Annotated in this window: 23 protein-coding genes; 16 read left to right on the forward strand and 7 right to left on the reverse strand. The window is 69.8% G+C overall.

Annotated elements, in window-relative coordinates:
* The first annotated feature begins 49 nt into the window (after window positions 1–49).
* The 3 genes from KBO27_RS23955 (at window position 50) to KBO27_RS23965 (ending at window position 2,411) form a co-directional block, all read left to right on the forward strand.
* Complete coding sequence (locus KBO27_RS23955) at window positions 50–289, forward strand: DUF6480 family protein (protein WP_210972141.1); 240 nt, start codon at window positions 50–52, stop codon at window positions 287–289.
* A gap of 53 nt (window positions 290–342) precedes the next feature.
* On the forward strand, window positions 343–819 hold the full coding sequence (locus KBO27_RS23960) for a hypothetical protein (RefSeq protein WP_210972142.1): 477 nt from the start codon (window positions 343–345) through the stop codon (window positions 817–819).
* 143 nt (window positions 820–962) lie between these two features.
* The gene (locus KBO27_RS23965; protein WP_210972143.1) at window positions 963–2,411 is read left to right on the forward strand and encodes an MFS transporter; all 1,449 of its coding nucleotides are present in this window, start codon (window positions 963–965) and stop codon (window positions 2,409–2,411) included.
* Window positions 2,412–2,433: 22 nt separating this feature from the next.
* Here KBO27_RS23965 and KBO27_RS23970 read toward each other — a convergent pair whose 3' ends face one another.
* Complete coding sequence (locus KBO27_RS23970) at window positions 2,434–2,778, reverse strand: hypothetical protein (protein WP_210972144.1); 345 nt, start codon at window positions 2,776–2,778, stop codon at window positions 2,434–2,436.
* 225 nt (window positions 2,779–3,003) lie between these two features.
* Here KBO27_RS23970 and KBO27_RS23975 point away from each other — a divergent pair, with 225 nt between their 5' ends.
* Window positions 3,004–3,654 (forward strand): UdgX family uracil-DNA binding protein, encoded by a 651-nt coding sequence (locus KBO27_RS23975; RefSeq protein ID WP_210972145.1) that lies wholly within the window; start codon window positions 3,004–3,006, stop codon window positions 3,652–3,654.
* A 9-nt stretch (window positions 3,655–3,663) separates the two neighbouring features.
* Here the strand turns inward: KBO27_RS23975 and KBO27_RS23980 are convergent, their stop codons facing one another.
* Complete coding sequence (locus KBO27_RS23980; RefSeq protein WP_210972146.1) at window positions 3,664–4,053, reverse strand: ectoine synthase; 390 nt, start codon at window positions 4,051–4,053, stop codon at window positions 3,664–3,666.
* Between the two features lie 170 nt (window positions 4,054–4,223).
* On the opposite strand from KBO27_RS23980, the gene KBO27_RS34685 reads away from it, so the two are divergent.
* Both KBO27_RS34685 and KBO27_RS23990 read left to right on the forward strand, forming a co-directional pair.
* Window positions 4,224–4,436 (forward strand): DUF2188 domain-containing protein, encoded by a 213-nt coding sequence (locus KBO27_RS34685; protein WP_132673554.1) that lies wholly within the window; start codon window positions 4,224–4,226, stop codon window positions 4,434–4,436.
* 163 nt (window positions 4,437–4,599) lie between these two features.
* Window positions 4,600–4,812 (forward strand): hypothetical protein, encoded by a 213-nt coding sequence (locus tag KBO27_RS23990; protein WP_210972147.1) that lies wholly within the window; start codon window positions 4,600–4,602, stop codon window positions 4,810–4,812.
* A gap of 122 nt (window positions 4,813–4,934) precedes the next feature.
* On the opposite strand, the gene KBO27_RS23995 is transcribed toward KBO27_RS23990, so the two are convergent.
* Window positions 4,935–6,035 carry a glycoside hydrolase family 172 protein gene (locus KBO27_RS23995; RefSeq protein WP_307870583.1) on the reverse strand — a complete coding sequence of 367 codons (1,101 nt, stop codon included), beginning with the start codon at window positions 6,033–6,035 and terminating at the stop codon, window positions 4,935–4,937.
* Between the two features lie 251 nt (window positions 6,036–6,286).
* On the opposite strand from KBO27_RS23995, the gene KBO27_RS24000 reads away from it, so the two are divergent.
* From KBO27_RS24000 to KBO27_RS24020, 5 genes are all read left to right on the forward strand, one after another.
* Window positions 6,287–6,520: a hypothetical protein gene (locus tag KBO27_RS24000; protein WP_210972148.1), complete on the forward strand. Its 234-nt coding sequence runs from the start codon at window positions 6,287–6,289 to the stop codon at window positions 6,518–6,520.
* A gap of 10 nt (window positions 6,521–6,530) precedes the next feature.
* Window positions 6,531–7,331 carry an MBL fold metallo-hydrolase gene (locus KBO27_RS24005; protein ID WP_210972149.1) on the forward strand — a complete coding sequence of 267 codons (801 nt, stop codon included), beginning with the start codon at window positions 6,531–6,533 and terminating at the stop codon, window positions 7,329–7,331.
* A 109-nt stretch (window positions 7,332–7,440) separates the two neighbouring features.
* Entirely contained in the window at window positions 7,441–7,725 is a 285-nt protein-coding gene (locus tag KBO27_RS24010) for a hypothetical protein (RefSeq protein ID WP_210972150.1), read from the forward strand.
* A 153-nt stretch (window positions 7,726–7,878) separates the two neighbouring features.
* Window positions 7,879–10,263, forward strand: a complete 2,385-nt coding sequence (locus KBO27_RS24015) for a molybdopterin oxidoreductase family protein (RefSeq protein ID WP_210972151.1) — start codon at window positions 7,879–7,881, stop codon at window positions 10,261–10,263.
* The gene (locus KBO27_RS24020; RefSeq protein ID WP_210972152.1) at window positions 10,260–10,742 is read left to right on the forward strand and encodes a hypothetical protein; all 483 of its coding nucleotides are present in this window, start codon (window positions 10,260–10,262) and stop codon (window positions 10,740–10,742) included. Before KBO27_RS24015 ends, KBO27_RS24020 begins: the two co-directional genes overlap by 4 nt.
* A gap of 5 nt (window positions 10,743–10,747) precedes the next feature.
* Here KBO27_RS24020 and KBO27_RS24025 read toward each other — a convergent pair whose 3' ends face one another.
* Entirely contained in the window at window positions 10,748–11,623 is an 876-nt protein-coding gene (locus KBO27_RS24025; protein WP_210972153.1) for a Rieske (2Fe-2S) protein, read from the reverse strand.
* Between the two features lie 340 nt (window positions 11,624–11,963).
* On the opposite strand from KBO27_RS24025, the gene KBO27_RS24030 reads away from it, so the two are divergent.
* A complete protein-coding gene (locus KBO27_RS24030; protein WP_210972154.1) occupies window positions 11,964–12,392 on the forward strand; it encodes an OsmC family protein in 429 nt (142 codons plus the stop codon).
* A gap of 303 nt (window positions 12,393–12,695) precedes the next feature.
* On the opposite strand, the gene KBO27_RS24035 is transcribed toward KBO27_RS24030, so the two are convergent.
* Window positions 12,696–13,163 (reverse strand): Lrp/AsnC family transcriptional regulator, encoded by a 468-nt coding sequence (locus tag KBO27_RS24035; RefSeq protein WP_210972245.1) that lies wholly within the window; start codon window positions 13,161–13,163, stop codon window positions 12,696–12,698.
* A 177-nt stretch (window positions 13,164–13,340) separates the two neighbouring features.
* On the opposite strand from KBO27_RS24035, the gene KBO27_RS24040 reads away from it, so the two are divergent.
* The 4 genes from KBO27_RS24040 to KBO27_RS24055 all read left to right on the forward strand — a co-directional run bounded on the left by KBO27_RS24040 (window position 13,341) and on the right by KBO27_RS24055 (window position 18,372).
* A complete protein-coding gene (locus KBO27_RS24040) occupies window positions 13,341–14,381 on the forward strand; it encodes a DMT family transporter (protein ID WP_210972155.1) in 1,041 nt (346 codons plus the stop codon).
* 32 nt (window positions 14,382–14,413) lie between these two features.
* Window positions 14,414–15,673 (forward strand): RsbRD N-terminal domain-containing protein, encoded by a 1,260-nt coding sequence (locus tag KBO27_RS24045; RefSeq protein ID WP_210972156.1) that lies wholly within the window; start codon window positions 14,414–14,416, stop codon window positions 15,671–15,673.
* Between the two features lie 87 nt (window positions 15,674–15,760).
* Window positions 15,761–17,749, forward strand: coding sequence for a fatty acid desaturase (locus KBO27_RS24050; protein ID WP_210972157.1), 1,989 nt, complete (start codon window positions 15,761–15,763; stop codon window positions 17,747–17,749).
* A gap of 158 nt (window positions 17,750–17,907) precedes the next feature.
* Window positions 17,908–18,372, forward strand: a complete 465-nt coding sequence (locus KBO27_RS24055; protein WP_210972158.1) for a VOC family protein — start codon at window positions 17,908–17,910, stop codon at window positions 18,370–18,372.
* A gap of 160 nt (window positions 18,373–18,532) precedes the next feature.
* Here KBO27_RS24055 and KBO27_RS24060 read toward each other — a convergent pair whose 3' ends face one another.
* Window positions 18,533–19,282, reverse strand: coding sequence for a GAF and ANTAR domain-containing protein (locus KBO27_RS24060; protein WP_210972159.1), 750 nt, complete (start codon window positions 19,280–19,282; stop codon window positions 18,533–18,535).
* Between the two features lie 43 nt (window positions 19,283–19,325).
* Complete coding sequence (locus tag KBO27_RS24065; RefSeq protein ID WP_210972160.1) at window positions 19,326–20,036, reverse strand: GAF and ANTAR domain-containing protein; 711 nt, start codon at window positions 20,034–20,036, stop codon at window positions 19,326–19,328.
* Window positions 20,037–20,331: the final 295 nt, after the last annotated feature.

Below are 20,331 nucleotides of genomic sequence, written 5' to 3' on the forward strand. Positions count from 1 at the left end.
TGCGGAGGAGCCCCGTTTCACCCGCGGACACCCCGGTTACCCGTCAGGCATGTCGTCACAGCCGTCCGAGCCCGACCCGGAGCCGCACCGCACTCCCGGGCTGCTGCCCGGTGGGTCCGTCCCGCCCGGCGAGACCCCGCCGGAGTCGGCCCAGGCGACCAGAGCGCTGTCCCACGAGCAACGGGCCGGTGCGCACGCGACGAAATGGGCGTGGTTGACCCTGCTGGCGGCCGTGGTGCTCCTGGTAGCGGGCTTGTTCACCTACCTCGCCCTCGCCCTGCTCGTGTGATCCCCCCATCGCTGCCGAAGATCGGGCACCGCCCGAGACGTTGTGGAGGAGCCATGACACACCTGCTGCGCGGACTGGCCGCGGGAGCCGCGGGCACGACCGCGCTCAACGCCGCCACCTACCTCGACATGGTCCTGCGGGGACGACCTGCCAGCAGCACTCCGGAGGAGACCGTGCGCAGCGCTGAGCGGATCGCGAACACCAGCCTCGGCTCCGAAGCCGCCCAGAGCGCGGGCGAGAACCGGCGCACCGGGACCGGCGCGCTGCTGGGGATCGCCAGCGGCCTCGGTGCCGGCCTGCTGCACGCCATCCTGCGCCACCGGCTACCTCACGCCCCCGGTCCGCTGCTCGCGCTGGCCACCGCCGCAGCCGCCAACGCGATCAGCGTGGTGCCGATGACCGCGTTGGGCGTCACCCAGCCGCGGTCGTGGCCCGCCTCCTCGTGGGCGAGCGATCTGATCCCGCACTTGGTCTTCGGCGTCGTCACCGCCGCGACCTACGACCTGCTCGGTCCGCGCTCCGGGCACTGACCACGGCGCCGGAACTCCACGCGCAGCCATCGGTTGACAGGAGACCGCGGCGGGAAACCCGGAGACGCCCGAACGGAGGCATTTCCCACCAACCGTTCTCACGCTCGCCTGCGGATCGACCGCCGACAGCTGAGAGGTGCGGCATGGCTGGCACAGCATCGGGCCGCGGGCGGCGTTCCCGCGGACGAAAACCGACTCGGCCGACGCCCGAAGACGTCACGAAGGTCGAGGAGTCGAAGGTCCGCAAGGCGGTCGCGGCCGCGGCCATCGGCAACACGATGGAATGGTTCGACTTCGGCGTCTTCAGCTACCTCACCGTCGTGATCAGCCAGGTCTTCTTCCCCTCGAACAGCCCGACCGCGCAACTGCTGTCCACTTTCGCCACCTTCGCCGTCGCCTTCCTGGTGCGCCCGCTGGGTGGTTTCTTCTTCGGGCCGCTCGGAGACCGCATCGGGCGCCGCAAGGTGCTCGCCATCACCATGATCACCATGGCTGTCGGAACCTTCGCCATCGGTCTCATCCCCAGCTACGCCAGCATCGGGATCGGCGCACCGGTCCTGCTGCTCGTCGCCCGCCTCGTCCAGGGGTTCTCCACCGGCGGCGAGTACGGCGGCGCGACCACCTTCGTGTCCGAGTACGCCCCGGACAGGCGGCGCGGCTTCATGGCGAGCTGGTTGGAGTTCGGAACCCTGACCGGGTACTCGCTGGGCGCGGCGGTCGTCACCGTCCTCACGATCACCCTCTCCCAACCGGACATGGTGAGCTGGGGCTGGCGCATCCCCTTCCTGCTCGGCGGGCCGCTCGGGCTCATCGGTCTCTACCTGCGGTTCCGCCTGGAGGAAACGCCCGCCTTCGAGCAGGAGGGCTCCCGAGCTGAAGACGACCGCGGGGCGAACCGGCGCAACAGCTACCGCGAGATCTTCGTGACGTGCTGGCGGCCGCTGCTGGTCTGCGTCGGGCTGGTGCTGGTCTTCAACGTCACCAACTACACGCTCACCGCCTACATGCCCACCTACCTGACGGTCGTGCTCGGTTTCAGCCACCCGCAGTCGCTGGTGCTGATCATGACCGTGATGATCCTGGTGATCGGCTTGGTCGTGGCGCTCGGCAGGCATTCCGACCGGGTGGGTCGGCTCCCCGTCATCGGGTTCGGCAGCGGCGCGCTCATCGTGCTCGCCGTACCGGCCTTCCTGCTGATGAGCACCGGCACCTGGTGGGCCGTGCTCCTGGGCGTCCTGGTGCTGGGCCTGGTCCTGGTCTGCTTCAGCAGCACGCTGCCGTCGACCATTCCGGCTCTGTTCCGCACATCGGTTCGCTACGGCGGTGTCTCGATCGGCTACAACCTGTCGGTTGCCCTGTTCGGCGGCACGGCACCGCTGATCTCCGAGGCCCTGATCGGAGCGACCGGAAGCAGGATCGCCCCGGCGTTCGTGCTCGTGGTCGCCGGGGCGGTCGGTATCGTCGCGGTGCTGTTCGCCCGCGAGTCGGCTCGCCGGGCCCTTCCAGGATCGAGCCCCAGCGCCACCACCGACGCCGAGGCGCGCAAGACCGCCCGCGATCAGCGCAGGGACCAGGACGGGCCGGACGCCTGAGCGGTGCTTCGCAGCGGTCGGTTCAGCCCTGGTCCGATTCGGAGTCCCCGCTGACCCGGGCGTGAACCTCGCTCCAGCGGCTTGCCACGTCCGCCTGCGCCTCGGCGACCTCCGAGAAGTCCTGACCTGAGCGCTCGTTGAGCGCATCGGCGATACCGGCCAAGGCCTGGGAGCCCTTCACACCCGCGTTGGTGAGGGCCAGCACCAGCCCGTCGGGAAACCGCGGAACCGAACCCGCACTGCCCTCGCCGTCCTCCGAGGAAGCCGCAACGTTCCCCCAAGCCGCGTCGAGCTGACCCAGGGCGTCCAGCACGTTGCGCCAGATCGTCAGCTGCTCGATATCGGGCTCCGGCGTCTGCTCGCTCATTGCGTTCCTCTCGGTGGAAGGACGGGTGCGAACCGACTGCGTGCGAGCACGTCGGCATCGCCATTCGTACCACGCTCCACAGGCTTGGCCCCACGCCTCGAACGTGGGGCCACGGTCGCAGCGCCGCTCGCACCGCCGTGACGTGCTGTTCGTGTGCCGCCGCTGCGGTCGGGTACCCGGACGGGACCGACCGCGCGTGGGAGAACCGGGACAAACGGAGGGGCCATGCCACCACGAGAGGCCGGCGCCGAGGCGTTCGTGCCCGCAACAGGGGGTCTGTCCGCACTGTCGAGCGCGGTCCAGGCCTGCCGCGGGTGCGCCCTCCACGAGAACGCCACCCAAGCCGTCTTCGGAGAGGGCTCGGCCCGAGCTCGCGTCCTGCTCGTCGGCGAGCAGCCAGGTGATTCCGAGGACGTGGAGGGCCATCCCTTCGTCGGCCCCGCAGGCCGCACGCTCGACCGCGCGTTCCGGGAAACCGGCCTGCGCCGCGACGATGTGTACTTGACCAACGTGGTGAAGCACTTCAAGTTCACCCCCGCCGAGAGGGGCAAGCGGCGCATCCACAAGAAGCCGAGCGCCGCCGAGGTGCGCGCGTGCACGCCCTGGTTGACCGCCGAACTGCGTCTGGTGCGACCCGAGCTCGTCGTCTGCCTGGGTGCGACGGCGGCCAAAGCGCTGTTGGGTGGGTCCTTCCTCGTCACCCAGCACCGCGGAGTCCTGCTCGACTTCCCCGAGAGCTTCGAGCTCGGCGAGCGCGGTCCGGACTCCGTCCTCGCGACGGTGCACCCCTCCTCCGTCCTGCGCGCCACGGACCGCGAGGCCGCGTACCTCGACTTCCGGAACGATCTGCGCACCGCGGCGGAAGCCGTCGGCTGAGGGGCCGCGTCAGCGGTCGGTGATCAGCGGGTACACACCGTCCTCGTCGTGGACCTCCCTGCCCGTGAGCGGCGGGTTGAACACGCACACCGCCCGCATCTCGGTCGTCGGTCGCAGTTGGTGGTGCTCGTGGCCGTCGAGCAGGTAGACGGTCCCGGGTCGGAGCGGGTACGTCTTCCCGGTCTCCTGGTCGGTGAGCTCCCCCTCCCCGTGGGTGATGAACACGGCCTCCACGTGGTGGGCGTACCAGAAGTCGTTGACGGTGTTGGCCTGGAGGGTCGTCTCGTGCACCGAGAAACCCGCGCCGTGCTTGGCGAGCAGGAGGCGCTTGCTGCGCCAGTTCGGTGTTTCGACATCGTCCTCGGTGCCGGTGACGTCGTCCAGGTCGCGTACGAACACGTTCCCTCCCAGGCCGTCGGTCTTGCGCAGCACGGTTGTTACCCCGAACGCGCCGTCTCGAAACAGCAGCAGCTCACCGGCACCGCCGGTTCCGCGGCGGTGGGTTTGTGACGCGCCACGACCGGGAAACACGGCGGTGGAAGCTGACGCGATGTCGGGGAGCGAAAGTCGTGCCTGCAGGTCAACGCGAAACGGGTGAACGTCACGTGATTCCGGATCAGCGCGGAGGTGGCTGGAAGGTCACCGGTGACGGTGCTGAGTTCAACGTGCCGCGGCAATGCGACGCGATCGATGAGGCGTGCTCGCAGCTCCGCCACAACGGAGGGGGAGCTGTGATCATCCACGGCCTGTCCGGTCAGGTCCAGGACCGGCGAACCGTGTGAGAAGCGGACTGCTGCGCTGCCGGTGCTGCGGGTGGTTCGTCCCGCAGCACCGTGCGGGGTCCCCGAAGCGGTCACTCCCCGGGGTACGTCCCGGTCTCAAGCTCGTGCGGCGATGTGCCGATATCAGTGCACACCCACAGCACCGGGGCAGGACGGTGACACCATGGCTGAGGACTTCTGGGACGCTCTCGTGACCGGCGTCTGGTTCGCCGACCGCAGTCGACCCGGCGCGAACCCAGTGCTGGCCTCGATCTGGTTCGACGTCCTGGTGGCCGAGAACGGCCACCTCGCGGTCGGAGCCGTCCTGAGCGACACGGCTCCGCGCACCCGTTCCACTGGTGCGATCGCCACCCGCACCGGCCCACCCACGACGTGATCGCGCCGCGTCCACGCGCGACACCCGCAGGACGATCCGATTCGGACACGCGCTCCGGGACCACCGCGCGTTCTCCCCGGTCGGCGGAGAGCGGTCCTCGCTCCCCCGCCGCGGCGGGATGCCTACGCGCGGCGACCCAGGAGTTCCCGGATCCGAGCGGTCAGCCGTCGAGGGCCGGGCCCCTCGTTCTGCCGGGCGGGCAGCGGCGGGAACGGGGTGTGCGGTTCGGTCTGGTACCAGAACGCCGTCGTGGCGATGTCGGCGTCCACCAGCGGCAGGTACCGCCGGCCCGCCTTCCACCCGAGCGCCTGGACGGTGACCCGCAGATCGCGCTCGAAGCAGATCGGGTCGCGCAGGTGCCAGCGGTACATGCCGAACCGCTGGTGCGGCCGGTAGACCTCCTTCGGCGGCAGCACTTGGTGCAACCCCAGCTGCGCGGTCGAGAAGGTCCCGTAGCGACCGCCCACGTCGAAGTTCCAGGCGCCGCCGAAGTAGTCCTCCGTGCCGGTCCCGCAGATCGTCGGGTGCTCCCGATCACCGTCGAGGAAGAACTTGACCTCGCCCTCGCCCCACCAGCCCGGGGCACCCGGTCGGATGGCCAGGTAGGTCCCCACGTACCGGCCGGTGCCGCCGACGCCATCGAGGATCGTGTGCACCGCGGGATCGCCGAGCGGGTTGCTGCGGCGCCAGCTCGCGTGGAAGAAGCCGACCTGCTCCGGCAGGCCCGTCTCCTGGTAGGTCACCTGGTAGTAGACGGGAAAGCTGCGGCTCGTCGTGTTCTCCAGCGTGATCGTGGCGCGCCTGCGGAACGGCATCGGCCAGTAGCTGTTGAACCCTCCCGCAGGGGCGACGACCACGACCTCGGAGTCGACCGGCGCGAGTTCCGCCCACCCGTTGCAGAAGAAGTCGCCGAGCGGCACCTCGACGGACGGGTCTCCTTCGCCGTCCCAGTACATCCGCAGCACCAGCTGCCGCACGCCGGCCACGTCGGTGGTCAGCCAGATGTGCTGGATCACGCCGGGGCCGGCGACGTCGGCCAGCGTCTCGGTTCGTCCCGCGGCCAGCTCGATCGAGGGCGAGACCTTCCACCCGACGCCCAGCTCGCGGGCCGCCGAGGCACCGGTGCCCTCGACCGCCTGCGCTCCCCCGCCCTTCGCGCCGGTCGGGTTCTCCGGGGAGACCGACCGCGTGCGCATGTTCTGCAGCTTCCAGAGCTCGTCCACCACGCCTCCCGTCACGGCTCGTACAAGGCTGGCCGGGCGATCCGACCTTCGCACATCCAGATCGGGACCGAGCCGCTGAAGCTCGGTGGGCGTGCCCGCCGCGCCAGGTCATGACCTTGCGCGTGCTGCGGAGGTTCGCGCGCGGCGGACCGGGCTCGTCCTCGGCCGGGGAACTCACCACGCGCGAGCGGGATTGACCGGCCCGTGCGCGCGGGTAACCGGTGAGGACCAGAGACGAGGGTGGAGGAACGATGTCCAGCACTCCGCTGCTCGGCCGTTGGCGGGGAGACCCGGGAGAACCTGAGCAACCGGAAAAGCCCGCCAGCCCGGACAAGCCGACGGCACCGAGCAAGCCCAAGTTCCCGAACAAGCCGGAGAGCCCGGACGAACCGCAGGCACCCGACCCGGAGCAACCGGACGCCCCGGAGCTCCCGGACGCGCCCGAAGGCCCCGACGAGGACCGCATGCCCTCGCAGGTGGGGTGAGGGGGCCCGGATGCCTGGCGAATGCGCGGTCACGTTCGTGGGCACGGCGACCACGCTGCTCCGGCTCGGGCCGTTCACGCTCCTCACCGACCCGAACTTCGTGCGGCGAGGTCAGTGGATCCACATCGGGCACGGGATCGTCACCCGGCGCCGCACCGATCCGGCGATGACGATCGGGGAACTTCCCGAGTTGGACGCCGTGGTGCTCTCGCACCTGCACGGAGACCACTTCGACCGCGTCGCGGCGCGGGAGCTCGACCGCGCGTTGCCCCTGTTCACCACGCCCCACGCAGCGGGACGGCTGCGCAAGCGCGGTTTTGCCGAGTCGGTGCCGATGCCGCGGTGGAGCGAGCGGTCGACGACCAAGGACGGTGCCCGCCTCACGGTCACCTCGCTGCCGGCCCGGCACGCGCGCGGGCTGGTGGGAGCCGTCGCGCCACCGGTCATGGGGACGTTGCTGGACTACGAGCGAGCCGGGCACCGCCTCCGGTTGTACCTGAGCGGGGACACGGTCCTGCACGACGACCTCGCCGAGATCCGGCGTCGATGCCCGGACATCGACCTCGCCGTCGTGCACCTCGGAGGAACGCGGATCCTCGGCCACTTGATCAGCATGGACGGCCGGGAAGGCGCCGATCTCGTGGAGCTGCTGCGCCCGCTGCAGGCGCTCCCGGTCCACCACGATGATTACGGGTTGTTCACCTCGCCGCTCTCGGAGTTCCAGGTCGAAGTCGTCCGCCGCGGAATTCCGGGCGTGGAGTGCGTGGTCCCGGGCATGACGCTCGACGTTCCCACGCGCAAGACCGCTTGATGCCGGTCCCAGCTCGGAGCCTCGGGCTTTGCGGCCTGGAGCGTTTCCACGGCGCGGCGGACGGGTACCTCTCTCGGAGGCGATCGACGCTTTTCTGGAGGGATTTCCCATGGGCGCCGAAACCCGTACGACCTCGGACCACGACGAGATCCGCCGGTGGGTCGAAGAGCACGACGGCGTGCCGGCCACAGTGCGGGGAACCCACGACGGCAAGGACGCCGCAGGCGTGCTCCGGTTCGACTTTCCCGGTGGTGCGGGCGAGGACTCGTTGGAGCACATCAGTTGGGACGCGTGGTTCCTGAAGTTCGACGCCGAGGGGCTGCAACTGCTCTACCAGCTCGAGAAGTCCGACGGCGGGGACAGCACCTTCTTCAAGGTCGTCTCCCCGGACTGAACGCTCAACCCGGTTCGACAATCCCGATGCCCGGTGTCGGGCGGTGGGGCGGACCGCGATCGGTCGACGACCGCGTCGGCCGATCGCATCGCGAAGCGCCCGCCCGCGGCGGCACCGAGGGCGCAGCTGGTCACGCACACGAGGAGCACCCGCATGGCCGCACGAGATGGCGTATCGCAACCGTGGGGCGCTCGAACCCCCTACGCCGCGGGCGGCGCTTGGCCGTCCAGAGTGGACACCCATCTCGCGGCGGGCGTGGCCGAGGACGACGTCGACGACTGGGTACCGACAGCATCGGTCCTGCACTCCAACGGTGACGGCCTCGACATCGCCGTGCGCCGAGGCCGCATGGTGGGCGTGCGTGGGCGCGCCCACGATCGCGTCAACCGCGGAAGGCTGGACCCGAAGGACCTCTTCGGATGGCAAGCCAACCACCACCCCGACCGGCTCACCCGGCCGCTGGTCCGCGAAGGCGGGGAGCTCGTCGAAACGACCTGGGACGAGGCCATGAGCCGGATCGCCGAGCACGCCAGGCAGCTGCTCGATCGTCACGGACCCAGCGCGCTCGGCTTCTACACCAGCGGCCAGTTGTTCCTGGAGGAGTACTACACGCTGGCCACGATCGCGCGCGGTGCGATCGGCACGCACCACCTCGACGGCAACACCCGGCTGTGCACGTCCACCGCCGCCACGGCGTTGAAGGAATCATTCGGCAGCGATGGCCAGCCCGGCTCCTACACCGACATCGATCACGCGGACGTGATCGCCTTGTACGGCCACAACGTCGCCGAGACGCAGCCGGTGCTCTGGACGCGGATCCTCGACCGACTCGCCGGCACCGACCCGCCCGCCCTCGTCTGCGTCGATCCCCGGCGAACGCCCGTCGCCGAAGCGGCGACGGTGCACCTCGCACCGCTACCGGGGACCAACGTCGCCCTGGTCAACTCCCTGCTGCACGAGATCATCCGGAACGGGTGGGTCGACGAGCAGTGGATCAGCGAGCGAACGGTGGGCTATTCCGAGCTCGTGGAGCAGGTGCGCGATTGCACCCCGGCCTGGGCCGGACGGATCTGCGACGTGCCCCGGGAGGAGATCGAGGAGGCGGCCCGACTGATCGGCGGCTCCCGCCGGCTGGTCTCGACGGTGCTGCAGGGCTTCTACCAATCGCACCAAGCCACGGCCGCGTCGGTGCAGGTGAACAACATCCACCTCGTGCGGGGCATGATCGGCGAGCCCGGGGCCGGGGTCCTGCAGATGAACGGTCAGCCCACGGCGGAGAACACCAGGGAATGCGGCGCCGACGGCGATCTCACCGGTTTCCGCAACTGGGCCAACGAGAAGCACATCGAAGAACTGGCGTCGCAGTGGAACGTGTCGCCGACTCACATCCCCCACTACGCACCCCCGACCCATCTCATGCAGATCATGCGCTACGCCGAGCAAGGCAGTCTGCGCATGTTGTGGGTCAGCGCCACGAACCCCGCGGCGTCCCTCCCCGACCTCGCACGAATCCGATCGATCCTGTCCCAGCAGGGCCTCTTCCTCGTCGTGCAGGACATCTTCCCCACCGAGACGACCGAGCACGCTGACGTCGTGCTCCCCGCCGCCGCCTGGGGTGAGAAGCTCGGGACCTTCACCAACGCCGACCGCACCGTCCACCTGTCGGAGAAAGCGGTCGACCCACCCGGTGACGCGAGGCCCGATCTCGACATCTTCCTGGACTTCGCCAGGCGCATGGACTTCCGCGACCTCAGCGATCAACCACTGCCCGCGTGGAACGACGCCGAATCCGCCTTCGAAGCGTGGAAGCGCGCCAGCGCCGGCCGCCCGTGCGACTACAGCGGCATGAGCTACGCGCTGCTGCGGGAGTCCGGAGGGCTCCAGTGGCCGTGCACCGCCGAACACCCCACCGGCACCGAACGGCTCTACACCGACGGGAAGTTCTGGGCTCACCCGGACACCTGCGAGAGCTACGGCAAGGACCTGCTCACCGGTGCCCCGAACGAACCGGAGCAGTACAGGGCCATGAACCCCCACGGGAAGGCGCTCATCAAAGCAGCGGCCTACCTCCCGCCCCACGAGGTCCCGAGTCGCGAGCACCCGTGGTGGTTGATCACCGGCAGGACCCTCGTCCACTTCCACACGCGGACCAAGACAGCTCGCGCACCGCAGCTCCAGAACGCCGCACCCGAGGTGTGGGTGCAGGTCTCCGAGGCCGATGCCGCCGATCTCGGGATCTCCGAGGACGACGGGGTCGAGATCACCTCGCCCCGGGGCAGAGTGCTCGCCACGGCGCGGATCGGCGGGATCCGGGACGGCGTGGTGTTCCTGCCCTTCCACTACGGCAACTGGGACAGTCAGGACCCCCGGTCGGCGAACGAACTGACACCGACCGACTGGGACCCCGTCTCGAAGCAACCGCTGTTCAAGACCGGGATCGCGCTCGTCCGCCGGACCGATGCCGAAACCACCAGGGCCACCCGCGCAACGGTCGCGAGCAAGACGGTCGACGAGGAGATCGGCCGGGGGTCCCCATGACGTTCACACGCACGATGCGACGACTGCACCGAACCGAGGCCGCGTTCGCGCTCTCCCTCGAACAGCTCGCCGAGCGGCATCGAGCGGAGGCCGAGGTCCACCACGTGGCGAAGGACCTCGCACCGTGGTCGCGCCGGCACCTCCACGACCTGAGCTCCGATGCCCGGCGGCACGGGCTGCGCCTGGCCCGCCACCCCGGGCTGGCGGCCAGGGCACGAGTCCACCTCGCACGACTCGCTGCCGACGCGTCGGATCGTGGGCTCCCGGAGAGCGTGAAGCTCGTCGCCGACCTGCGTCGCGCGTACGTGCACGCCACCGAGGTCAACCTGTACTGGGAGATGGTGGGTCAACGCGCGCAGGCGATCGAGGACGCCGCTCTCGTCGACACCGCCGCGGTCACGCGAACCGAGGTGGTGCGCCAGCGCCAGTGGCTGGACTCGATGATCAAAATGCTCACCCCGCAGGCGCTCGCGAGCTGACGCGCTCAGGGCTCGACGCGTCGGATGGAGATCCGCCCGGCTTCCACGCGGGTCTCGTAGCGCGGCTGCGGGAAGACGGCGGGGCCGTCGACGACGTCGCCGGTCTCCATCTCGAAGCAGGAGCCGTGCCACGGGCACACCACCCGATCACCGTCCCGCTCGCCCTCCTCGAGCGGGCCACCGGCGTGACTGCACACCGCCGCGATGGCCATCGGCGCACCCGCGCGCGAGCGCGCGAGCAGCACGGACTCGCCCGCGACCTCCACTCGCCTCAGCTCGTCGGATCCGAGATCCGCCTCCGCGAGGACGTCGGTGAACTCCGCAGGTCCGGTGTGCGCCGCGTCCTGGTTGACCCGGACGCCCATGCCGTAGCTCAGCTCGCCTCCGATGTGGGCCGCGATCGAGGACAGCGCGAACGCCGCTCCGGAACTCGCCTTGGCGCATCGGCGACTGCCCCGCGCGCGTCCCACGACGGAGGCGATGTTCAGCACGAGGCCGCCCACGTTGAGCAAGGCGTGCGCACTGGCGACGCGCCTGGACTCACCCAGGAGGTCTCGCCAGTCGGAAGTGCCGGTGAGCGCCGCGGGCAGGGTCGCCAGCACCCCCACCGCCAGCGCGCCGTCCGCGGCCATGCCGCACCGTTGCGATCCCGACAGCGACTCCGCGGAGTCGAGGATGAGCGCCGTCGTCATCGCGCCCACCGGGATGTCGGTCAACGCGGGGTGCAGCGGAGCGCCCAGCCAGGTCCCGTCGAGGAAGTTCCGCAGCGGCATGGTCTTCCGGAGCGCGCTGCGCACCAGCGGTTGGAGCTTGTCCTCGACCGGGTCCAACCAGGTCAGTCGTCGCGCCAATCGTCGGCCGAGCATCTCCTGCTGTGGCATCGTTATCTCCTCGTTCGACATCCGCTCCGGGCTCCCACGTCGCCCACCCATGGTGGGCGCAGGGCCGCGTTCGAGCGAACCGATCGCGGTGCTGGTCAGGCGAACGAGGAGACCGTCACCGACACCACGACAGCCCCGGGTGCTCGGATCACCAGGACCAGAACGGAATTCACGATTCCGCGTTCGAGTTCACGAACCCCCTCGCCGAGCACGACCGAGCCGACCCGGTTCGGCGTTCAGCCCGCCCCGCGTTCTCGGCGTGCGGGCGTCAGATGTGATCGGATGCCGGGTGGCGCTCACCGACCGGAGCGCCTCACCGTTCGACGAGGAAGGAACCGGCATGGCCACAACACGCACCGCGCACACCGTCTGGCAGGGCACGCTGCTGGAGGGCACCGGCGAGGTGACCCTGGATTCGTCCGGCGTCGGGCAGTACCCGGTGTCCTGGCCGTCCCGCGCGGAGGACCCCAACGGCAAGACCAGCCCCGAGGAGCTGATCGCCGCCGCGCACTCCAGCTGCTTCTCCATGGCGCTCTCGAACGGGCTCAGCCAGGCCGGCACTCCGCCCACCAAGCTCGAAACGCACGCGGAGGTCACCTTCAAGCCCGGTGACGGCATCACCGGCATCCAGCTGACGGTGCGGGGCGAGGTGCCCGGAGTCGACGAGGCCGCCTTCGTCAAGGCCGCCGAGGACGCCAAGGCCAACTGCCCGGTGAGCCAGGCGCTGGCGGGCACGACGATCTCCCTCTCGGCTTCGCTGGCTTCCTGAGGCCGCGCTGCTGCCGCCGTCCGCGATCCGGGCGGCGGCAGCGCCGTCACTCCTCAGGCCGAGGGCGCCGTGAAGTCGAACGACACCCGCCCCGGATGGCCACTCCGACAGCGGACCAACTGGTTTCACAGTCCCCTTTGGACTGACTTCCCCCGGCTCGTGCGGGTCGACGGCCACCCGAATATTCTGGCGATCACGGTCTCGCCGCGTCCGACCTCGGCGACAATCACGCGCTCTCAGCAGGTTTCGATCGCCTCACTCCGAGCGACCGCACGCCTTCAGAACCGATGGGTCGGGCAGACGTCAACTCCCGCCCTGGTCGACGGGGAGGACCGTGGTGCTGCGGATGTGCTCGTAGACGATCGAGGTCCGCACGTCGGCGACCTCGGGCTTCCCCGTCAGCCGGTCGATGACGAAGGCGTAGAGGTGGTTGTTGTCCGGAACGGCGACGTGGATCAGGAAGTCCTCGCCGCCGCTGGTCACGAACACCCCCAGCACCTCGGGCAGGTCAGCGGCCCACTCCCTGAACCCCTCGATGTTGGCGCGCGTCGGCGGACGCACCCGCACCGCGACCAGCGCCTGCACGGGGCGGCCGATCTTGGCAAGGTCGACGTCCAGGCGAGCGCCGGTGATGATCCCGCGCTCCTTCAGCGACCTCGTTCGGTCGAGGGACGTGGTCGGTGCGACGCCGACCACGGCGGCGACATCTCGGTTGGTGCGCCGTGCGTCGTGCTGGAGTTCCCGCAGGATCGCCGTATCAAGTTCATCCAGGTCAGCCACACGAGCATCGTACCCGAATTAAGTACGAATTCGTATTCACATCACGTATCTGTCGATACGCTTGCGCTCATATCCCGTATTCCATTCGCGCTGAGAGGCGATTTCGGTATGAGTGACCAACCCGCGCTCGCAGGTGGATCGGATCGTCGGCGGGCTGGGATCGCTGCCGTGACCGACACCGCCGACGAGGCACCGACAACCCGCGCGGGCAACACGACCATCGGGGCCGCCGCCGTGCTGACCGCCGCGGCGCTGTGGGGCACCGTCGGCCCCGCCCAGGTCCTGGCCGCTTCCGCCGCCGACCCCGGCGCACTGGGAGTCGCGAGGTTGCTCCTGGGCGGGCTCGGGCTCGCGCTGTTCTGCCGGCGACCCGCTGCCTGGCGTGCTGTGATGCGCCGGGACGTGATCGGCTGGGTGTTCCTCGCGGCGCTGGCCACCGGGGTGTACCAGATCGCGTTCATGCACGCCGTCGACGAGCTCGGCGCGGCTCTCGGCACGACCATCGCGCTCGGCGTCGCACCGATCACCACCGGCCTGTGCGCGCACTGGTGGGCCCGTGAGCACCTCACCCTCGGCTGGACCCTCGGCACCGTCGCTGCGGTAGCCGGGTGCGTCGTCCTGCTCAACCCGTGGGGAGCCGAGCGGATCAGCGCCACCGGTGTCGGCATCGCGCTGATCTCCGGGAGCTGCTACGGCGTCTACACCGTCGCGGCGAAGCGATTCCTCCAAGCGGGCGCGCCCGCTCTTCCCGCCACCACCATCACCCTGCTCATCGCCGGCATCGCGCTGTCACCACTGCTGTGGCTGCACGGCGGCCACCTCACCGACGCCAACTCGTTGCTGCTCATCGCCTGGATCGCGCTCGCCGGCACCACGACCGCCTACGCGGCCTTCGTCCACGGCCTGCACCGCACCACCGCGCCCACCGCCGGAACCCTGAGCCTCGCCGAGCCGCTCCTGTCCGCAGTGCTCGGCGTGCTCGTCCTGCACGAACGGCTCTCGCTACCCGCAACCCTCGGATGCCTCATCCTCCTGGCCGGCCTGGCGACGGTCACCCTCGTCGATGCCCGACCTCGCAGCACCCGTGGCCGTGACACCGGCCGGCGAGCTGAACGCCGGATGGCGCAGGCGATGGTCGCGCGGAGCGGACCAGGTGCCCCGCCGCGCAGCACGAGCACCCGGATGCCCGAGGGACCTCCGAGCAGCTGACTTCCGCCGTGACCGCCCGATAGGCTCCCGGCATGGGCGTGAGCGCGGGCGGGTCGGCAGGCGTTCCCGAGCCCGTGGCGACCGAGATGCGCCGCACCGCCGCCGAACTGCTGGGACACGTCTCGTCGTACGCCGACGACATGCTCGACTACATCCTCGAACGCATTCCGGAAGCCGGGGCTGACGACGATCTCCTCGGGCTGACGCTCGGGTCCTGCTCGTCGAACCTGGAGGCCGCGCTATCCATGGTGCGCCACGGGATCGACGTGAGCGCCGCGACCGCGCCGGTCACCGCCCTCGAGCACGCGCGGGCGATGGCCGCGCGCGGCTACAGCGTCGACGTGATGCTGCGCTTCTACCGGACCGGTCACGCCTACTTCAGCGAGCGCGTCCTGGCCGGGCTGTCCGATCTCGTGAGCGACCCGGCTCTCGCGCTCGCGGTGGTGGCCGGCCTGCAGCGCTACGCGTTCGCCTACATCGACCGCATCTCCAGCGAGGTCGCCGCCGAGTACGTCGCCGAGCTCGAGCGGATGCAGAACCGGGCGCGCGCGGCCCGGACCGATGCGGTGCGCGGGTTGATCGCCGGCGATCACCTCGACCTCCGGCGCGCCGAGCTGACCTTGTCCCACCGGCTCACCGGGTGGCAGACCGCGTTCCTCTGCTGGACCGATCGCGAGGACGCCGACCTCGTGGGTCTCGGCACGGCGATCGGCAAACACCTCGGTTCACCTCATCCCCTGCTCGTCCCGGACGGCGCGCAGGCGCTGTGGGGCTGGGTGTCCACCACGCGCGCTCCCGAGGTGACGGCCGAGGAGATCGCGCGGCTGTCCGAGCGGGTCCCCGAGACCGTCCGGATCACCATCGGGACGCCGGCGCAGGGCGCTCAGGGCTTTCGCAGCTCCCACGCCCAGGCGCAGCGGGGCCGTCGGATCGTCGAACTCGCCGACCGGGCCTCTCCGGTGACCTCGTACCCCGACATCGCGTTGGTCGACACGATGAGCGGCGATCTGGACCTCGCCCGCGGGTTCGTCGCGGCCGAGCTCGGCGCCTTGGCCGTCCTGGGGCAGCGGGAGGACGAGGAACGACGGGCGATGCTGGCGGTGCTCGACGCGCAGGGAGGACTCGCGGCGGCAGCCGAGGAGCTGGGGGTGCATCGCAACACCGTGCTCCAGCGCGTCCGGCGAGCCGAGGAACGGCGCGGGCGTGCTGCGAACGAGCGCGTTGCCGAGCTGCACGCTGCGTTGCGCCTCGTGCACGCGCTCGGCCCGGTGGTGCTGGTGCCGAAGGCCTAGCGGACTGAACGGCGATGTGCTGCGCGCACATCGGCATGGGCTCGGCACCCCTCGCGGGGCGGGTTCGCGGTTCGTACGTTTCGGTCCATGCCAGTGATCACGGAGAAACCCGCAGCCGTCCCTCACTCGCTCCCCGACCCGGGCGAGAAGGTCCCGACGATCTCGTGGCCCATCGTCGCGATCTTCTCCGGTGCGATCGCGGTGTTCGCCTTCTCCACGTGGGCGGCGCTGGGCGGCAGGCTGCCCGTCCCGGTCACGGTCCTGCTCAGCGCGATCGCGATCTTCGTGCTCTTCACCGTGCTGCACGACGCCGCGCACTACTCGGTGAGCACCCGCCGCTGGGTCAACGTGGCCTTCGGCCGGGTCGCGATGCTCTTCGTCTCGCCGCTCATCTCGTTCAAGTCGTTCGCGTTCATCCACATCGAGCACCACCGCAACACCAACGACGACGAGAACGACCCCGACCACTTCGTCAGCGGTGCTCCGCTGTGGCAGGTGCCGGTGCGGTTCGCGCTCATGGACGTGCCGTACCTGTCCTTCCTGGTGCGCAACGTGCGCCGCCGTCCTCGGGCGGAGGTGCTGGAGACGTCGTTCCTGCTCGCGGTGAGCGCCGGTGTCATCGTCGCGTGCGCTCTCACCGGTGATCTGTGGACGCTGGCGGTGCTGTACCTCATCCCCGAGCGCGTCGCGATGTTCGTCCTGGCCTGGTGGTTCGACTGGTTGCCGCACCACGACCTGCAGGACACCCAGCAGCAGAACCGCTACCGCGCCACGCGCAACCGCGTCGGTTCGGAGTGGATCCTCACGCCGTTGCTGCTCTCGCAGAACTACCACCTCGTCCACCACCTGCACCCCTCGATCCCCTTCCACCGCTACGTCGCCGCGTGGCGACGCAACGAGGAGGCGTACCTGGAGCGAGAGGCGGCCATCGGCACCGTGTTCGGCCGGCAGTTCGCCCCGGACGAGTACCGCGAGTGGAAGCGGTTGAACGGCAAGCTGACTCGCCTCCTCCCCGTCCGCGCGCCGAAGCGCTCGACGGCCGGTGCCGCCGAGTTCCACACGCTCCGGGTCGCCCGCGTCGACCGGCTGACCGAGGACAGCGTGCTGGTCGGGTTCGACGTGCCCGACAACCTGCGCGACCGGTTCTCCTTCGAGCCCGGGCAGCACATCACCCTCCGCGCCGAGCTCGGTGGGGAGACCGTGCGGCGCAACTACTCCCTCTGCTCGGCGGCCACCTCCGACGCCCTGGAGATCGCCGTCAAGCACGTCCCCGGCGGCGCGTTCTCCAGCTTCGCGACCGAACAGCTCCAGGCCGGCGACACCCTCGAGGTGATGACACCGACCGGCTCCTTCGGCACGGAGCTCGACCCGATCGCCAGGAAGAGCTACGTGGCGATCGCTGCCGGGAGCGGGATCACCCCGGTGCTCTCGATCCTGCGGACGACGCTCGCCGTCGAACCCGAGAGCGAGTTCACGCTGGTCTACGGCAACCGCGACGCAGCAGGCACGATGTTCCGCCACGAGCTGGACGACCTGGAGACCCGCTACGCGGACCGGCTCGCAGTCGTCCACGTCCGCTCCCGCGATCCCCGGCACCCGGAACACCTGCGCGGTCGCATCGATCGCACGAAGCTCGAGTCCTGGCTACCCGACGCGGTCGATGACTGGTTCCTGTGCGGACCGGTCGAGATGGTGACCGGCCTGCACCAGCTGCTCCTCGAGCGCGGCGCAGATCCGCAGCGCGTCCACCTGGAGCTCTTCCACGGCCACCGCGAGCACGGAATCGCCGATGGGTTCGGGCCGGCGAAGGTCGACCTCACCCTGCGCGGCCGTCAGCACCACGTCCCGCTCGCAGCCGGCGACACCGTCCTGGAGGCGGCGCTCAAGGCCGACGTGGAAGCGCCGTACGCCTGCCTCGGCGGAGCCTGCGGCACCTGCAAGGCCAAGGTGCTGACGGGGTCGGTCCAGATGGAGCAGAACTTCGCCCTGCCGGCCGCCGACCTCGAAGCCGGCTACGTGCTCACCTGCCAGTCCCACCCGACCGGCGACGAGGTCCACATCGACTACGACGCCTGAACAGCAGGCCGATTTCGGGTCACCGCAGTGATTCCGGGTCGGCGGCAACCGGCGGCGATGTCGACCGGAGAGCAGGCCTCGTCTGAGCGGCGTAGCCTCGCACTCGGCGCCCCCGAAGCGCCCAGCGCGGGGCCACGCCGCTCAGACGAGGGGGAACCATGACGGATGTTCAACCGATCCCGCAGGATTTTCCGCGGGTCACGCCTTACCTGTTCGTCGACGACGCCAATGCCGCGATCGATTTCTACTGCCGGGTGCTCGGCGCGACCGAACGCATGCGGATGCCGATGCAGAGCGGCAAGATCGCGCACGCGGAGATCGCCATCGGCGACGCGGTGATCATGCTCGCCGACGAAGCGCCTGACATGGGCGCCCGCAGTCCGAAGTCCGTCGGCGGGACGCCGGTCCTGCTCTACGCGTACGTCGAAGACGTCGACCGGGTGTTCAACGACGCCGTCCAGTCCGGGGCGACGGTGCTCAACTCGGTGGAGGACAAGTTCTACGGCGATCGAAGCGGCGAGTTCGAAGACCCCTTCGGGCACTGCTGGAGCATCGCCACGCACGTCGAGGACGTGTCCGACGAGGAGATGTCTCGGCGCATGACCCAAGCCATGAGCGGTTGAGCCGCTCCTGAGCGCACCGCGACCGGCGAAGCTGCACCGCGACCCGACGCCTTCTCAGCTACCGCCGCTGATCACAGCGCGCCGGTTTACGCGGATGCGGCGAGCCGGGGTCTCGATGCCCGGCCACGTCGGCCGCACCGGGGAAGCGAACGTTCTCCGTTCAACCAGACCTGCGTCGCAGAACATCGGCCGCCACAGCCCGGTCAACCCCGACGCTGCGCGCGACATCGCCGAGCCTCATCCGGTGATGCCGAGCGTAGTCACGCAGCAGCACGAACGCCGCATCGATATCGATGCCGCCTCGCTCCGCCAGCACGCCCTTGGCCTGCTCGATCGTCACCCGGCTGTTGAGAGCCCCTTGGAGCTGCTCTATCACGGTTTCGCTGCGTGCCAGCGCGCGCTGCTGCAGGATGCCGATGGTGGCCACATCGGCCAGCGCCTGCCCCAGCCTCCGGTCATCCTCGGTCAGCGATGTGATGTCGTTGCTGAACAGGCTCAGTGCCCCGACGGTCTCGGTCCTCAGCCGCAACGGCAGCACGTGAACCGCCCGGATTCCCTGTCGCCGCGCCTCGAAGGCGAACGCGGGCCAACGCCCACCGTTGCTCTCCAGATCATCGACCAGGACGGGGTGGCCCGTGTGGAACGCCTCCAGACACGGCCCAGGTTGATCGGTTTCGAGCTGGTACAGCTCCAGCAGCCGGGCCTGCTCGTTGGACGAGGCCAGCATGCGCAGATCGCCGTGCTCATCGATGAGCAGCAGGCCTGCCGCAGCCACGGGCAGCAGATCCACGCAGTGCGAAGCCAGCCTGTGGCTGAGATCGACGACGTCGTAATCGGCCACCAACGTGTCTGCCATCTCCACGAGCGCCTCGGTCAGCGCCCGCTCGCGCCGCGGGGGGCTGGTATTCATGGCCACTCTCCTTGATGCGATGCGAACGTGGTGAGCCCGGCTCTTACTGCGGCACGTCGGTGAAGCGCAGCCTGCGCGCGACGACATCTGCGCCGACTTCGTCCAGCGACCGATCGTGCCGATAGGCGTACGCACGCAGCCGCACGAACGCCTCCTCGATGCTGATGTCCAGTTGCACCGAGACCATGCCAGTGGCCTGGTGCACAGCCGCATGGTGCCCGACAGCCATGTCGGCCAATCCGCGCCGGTCCCCGTGCGCCTGCGCGTGCAACAGCGCCAGCGTCACCGCCTCGGCGACGACGAGCGCCTCGGTCACCTCGTGCAACGGGCCGGGCCGAGTCCGATAGCAGTCCATCGCGCCGATGCTGATCGCGCCGATTTGCAGCGGGAAGGCGAACAGGGCCCGCGCTCGAGTCGTTTCCGCCTCGTGGATGAACATCGGCCACCGCCCCTTGGCGTCGCCATCACCGAGGTCGGGGACCAGCACCGGTTGTCCATCGGCGAACGCGGACGCGCACGGACCCTCGCCGAGGTTGAACTGCAGCTCTTCGAGGCGGGCCCCGGTCGAGTCGCTCGCACCCAGCAGAGCACGCTCCCCGAGGTAATTCCCGCCCATCAGCGACAACCCAACTCCATCAACAGGCAACGCGGCCAGACACGCACGGCACAACCGTTCCGGCAGCACATCGAGGTCGGAGCTGTCCTCGATGATGGCGAAAAGACCGTCCGCGAGACGGCCCCGGTCCACGGCCATTGGTTTCCGCCCCCTCTGAGCTGCCTGAACACAGCCCGACGCCGGGTACGGAAACGGATGTCCCGGTCAACGCATCCGACCCCGCCAATACGCGCGCAACCCTACTCGCCCCGGCCGCACGCCGATGAAGACCCGCCTGAGATCCGGGCCGAAATCGTAGCGCTGTGCGCAGGGATGCGAGGCCGAAGCAGACCTTCGCCGTCTCCAAACCCACCTCCCAGGGCAGCAGGCCGACGACCGCCTTGCCCGACGAGGCGACCCGCCCGGCTCCGAGGTGCGAGCCCGACCGTAAAAT

The sequence above is a fragment of the Saccharopolyspora endophytica genome, assembly GCF_018070075.1.
GTDB lineage: Bacteria > Actinomycetota > Actinomycetes > Mycobacteriales > Pseudonocardiaceae > Saccharopolyspora > Saccharopolyspora endophytica.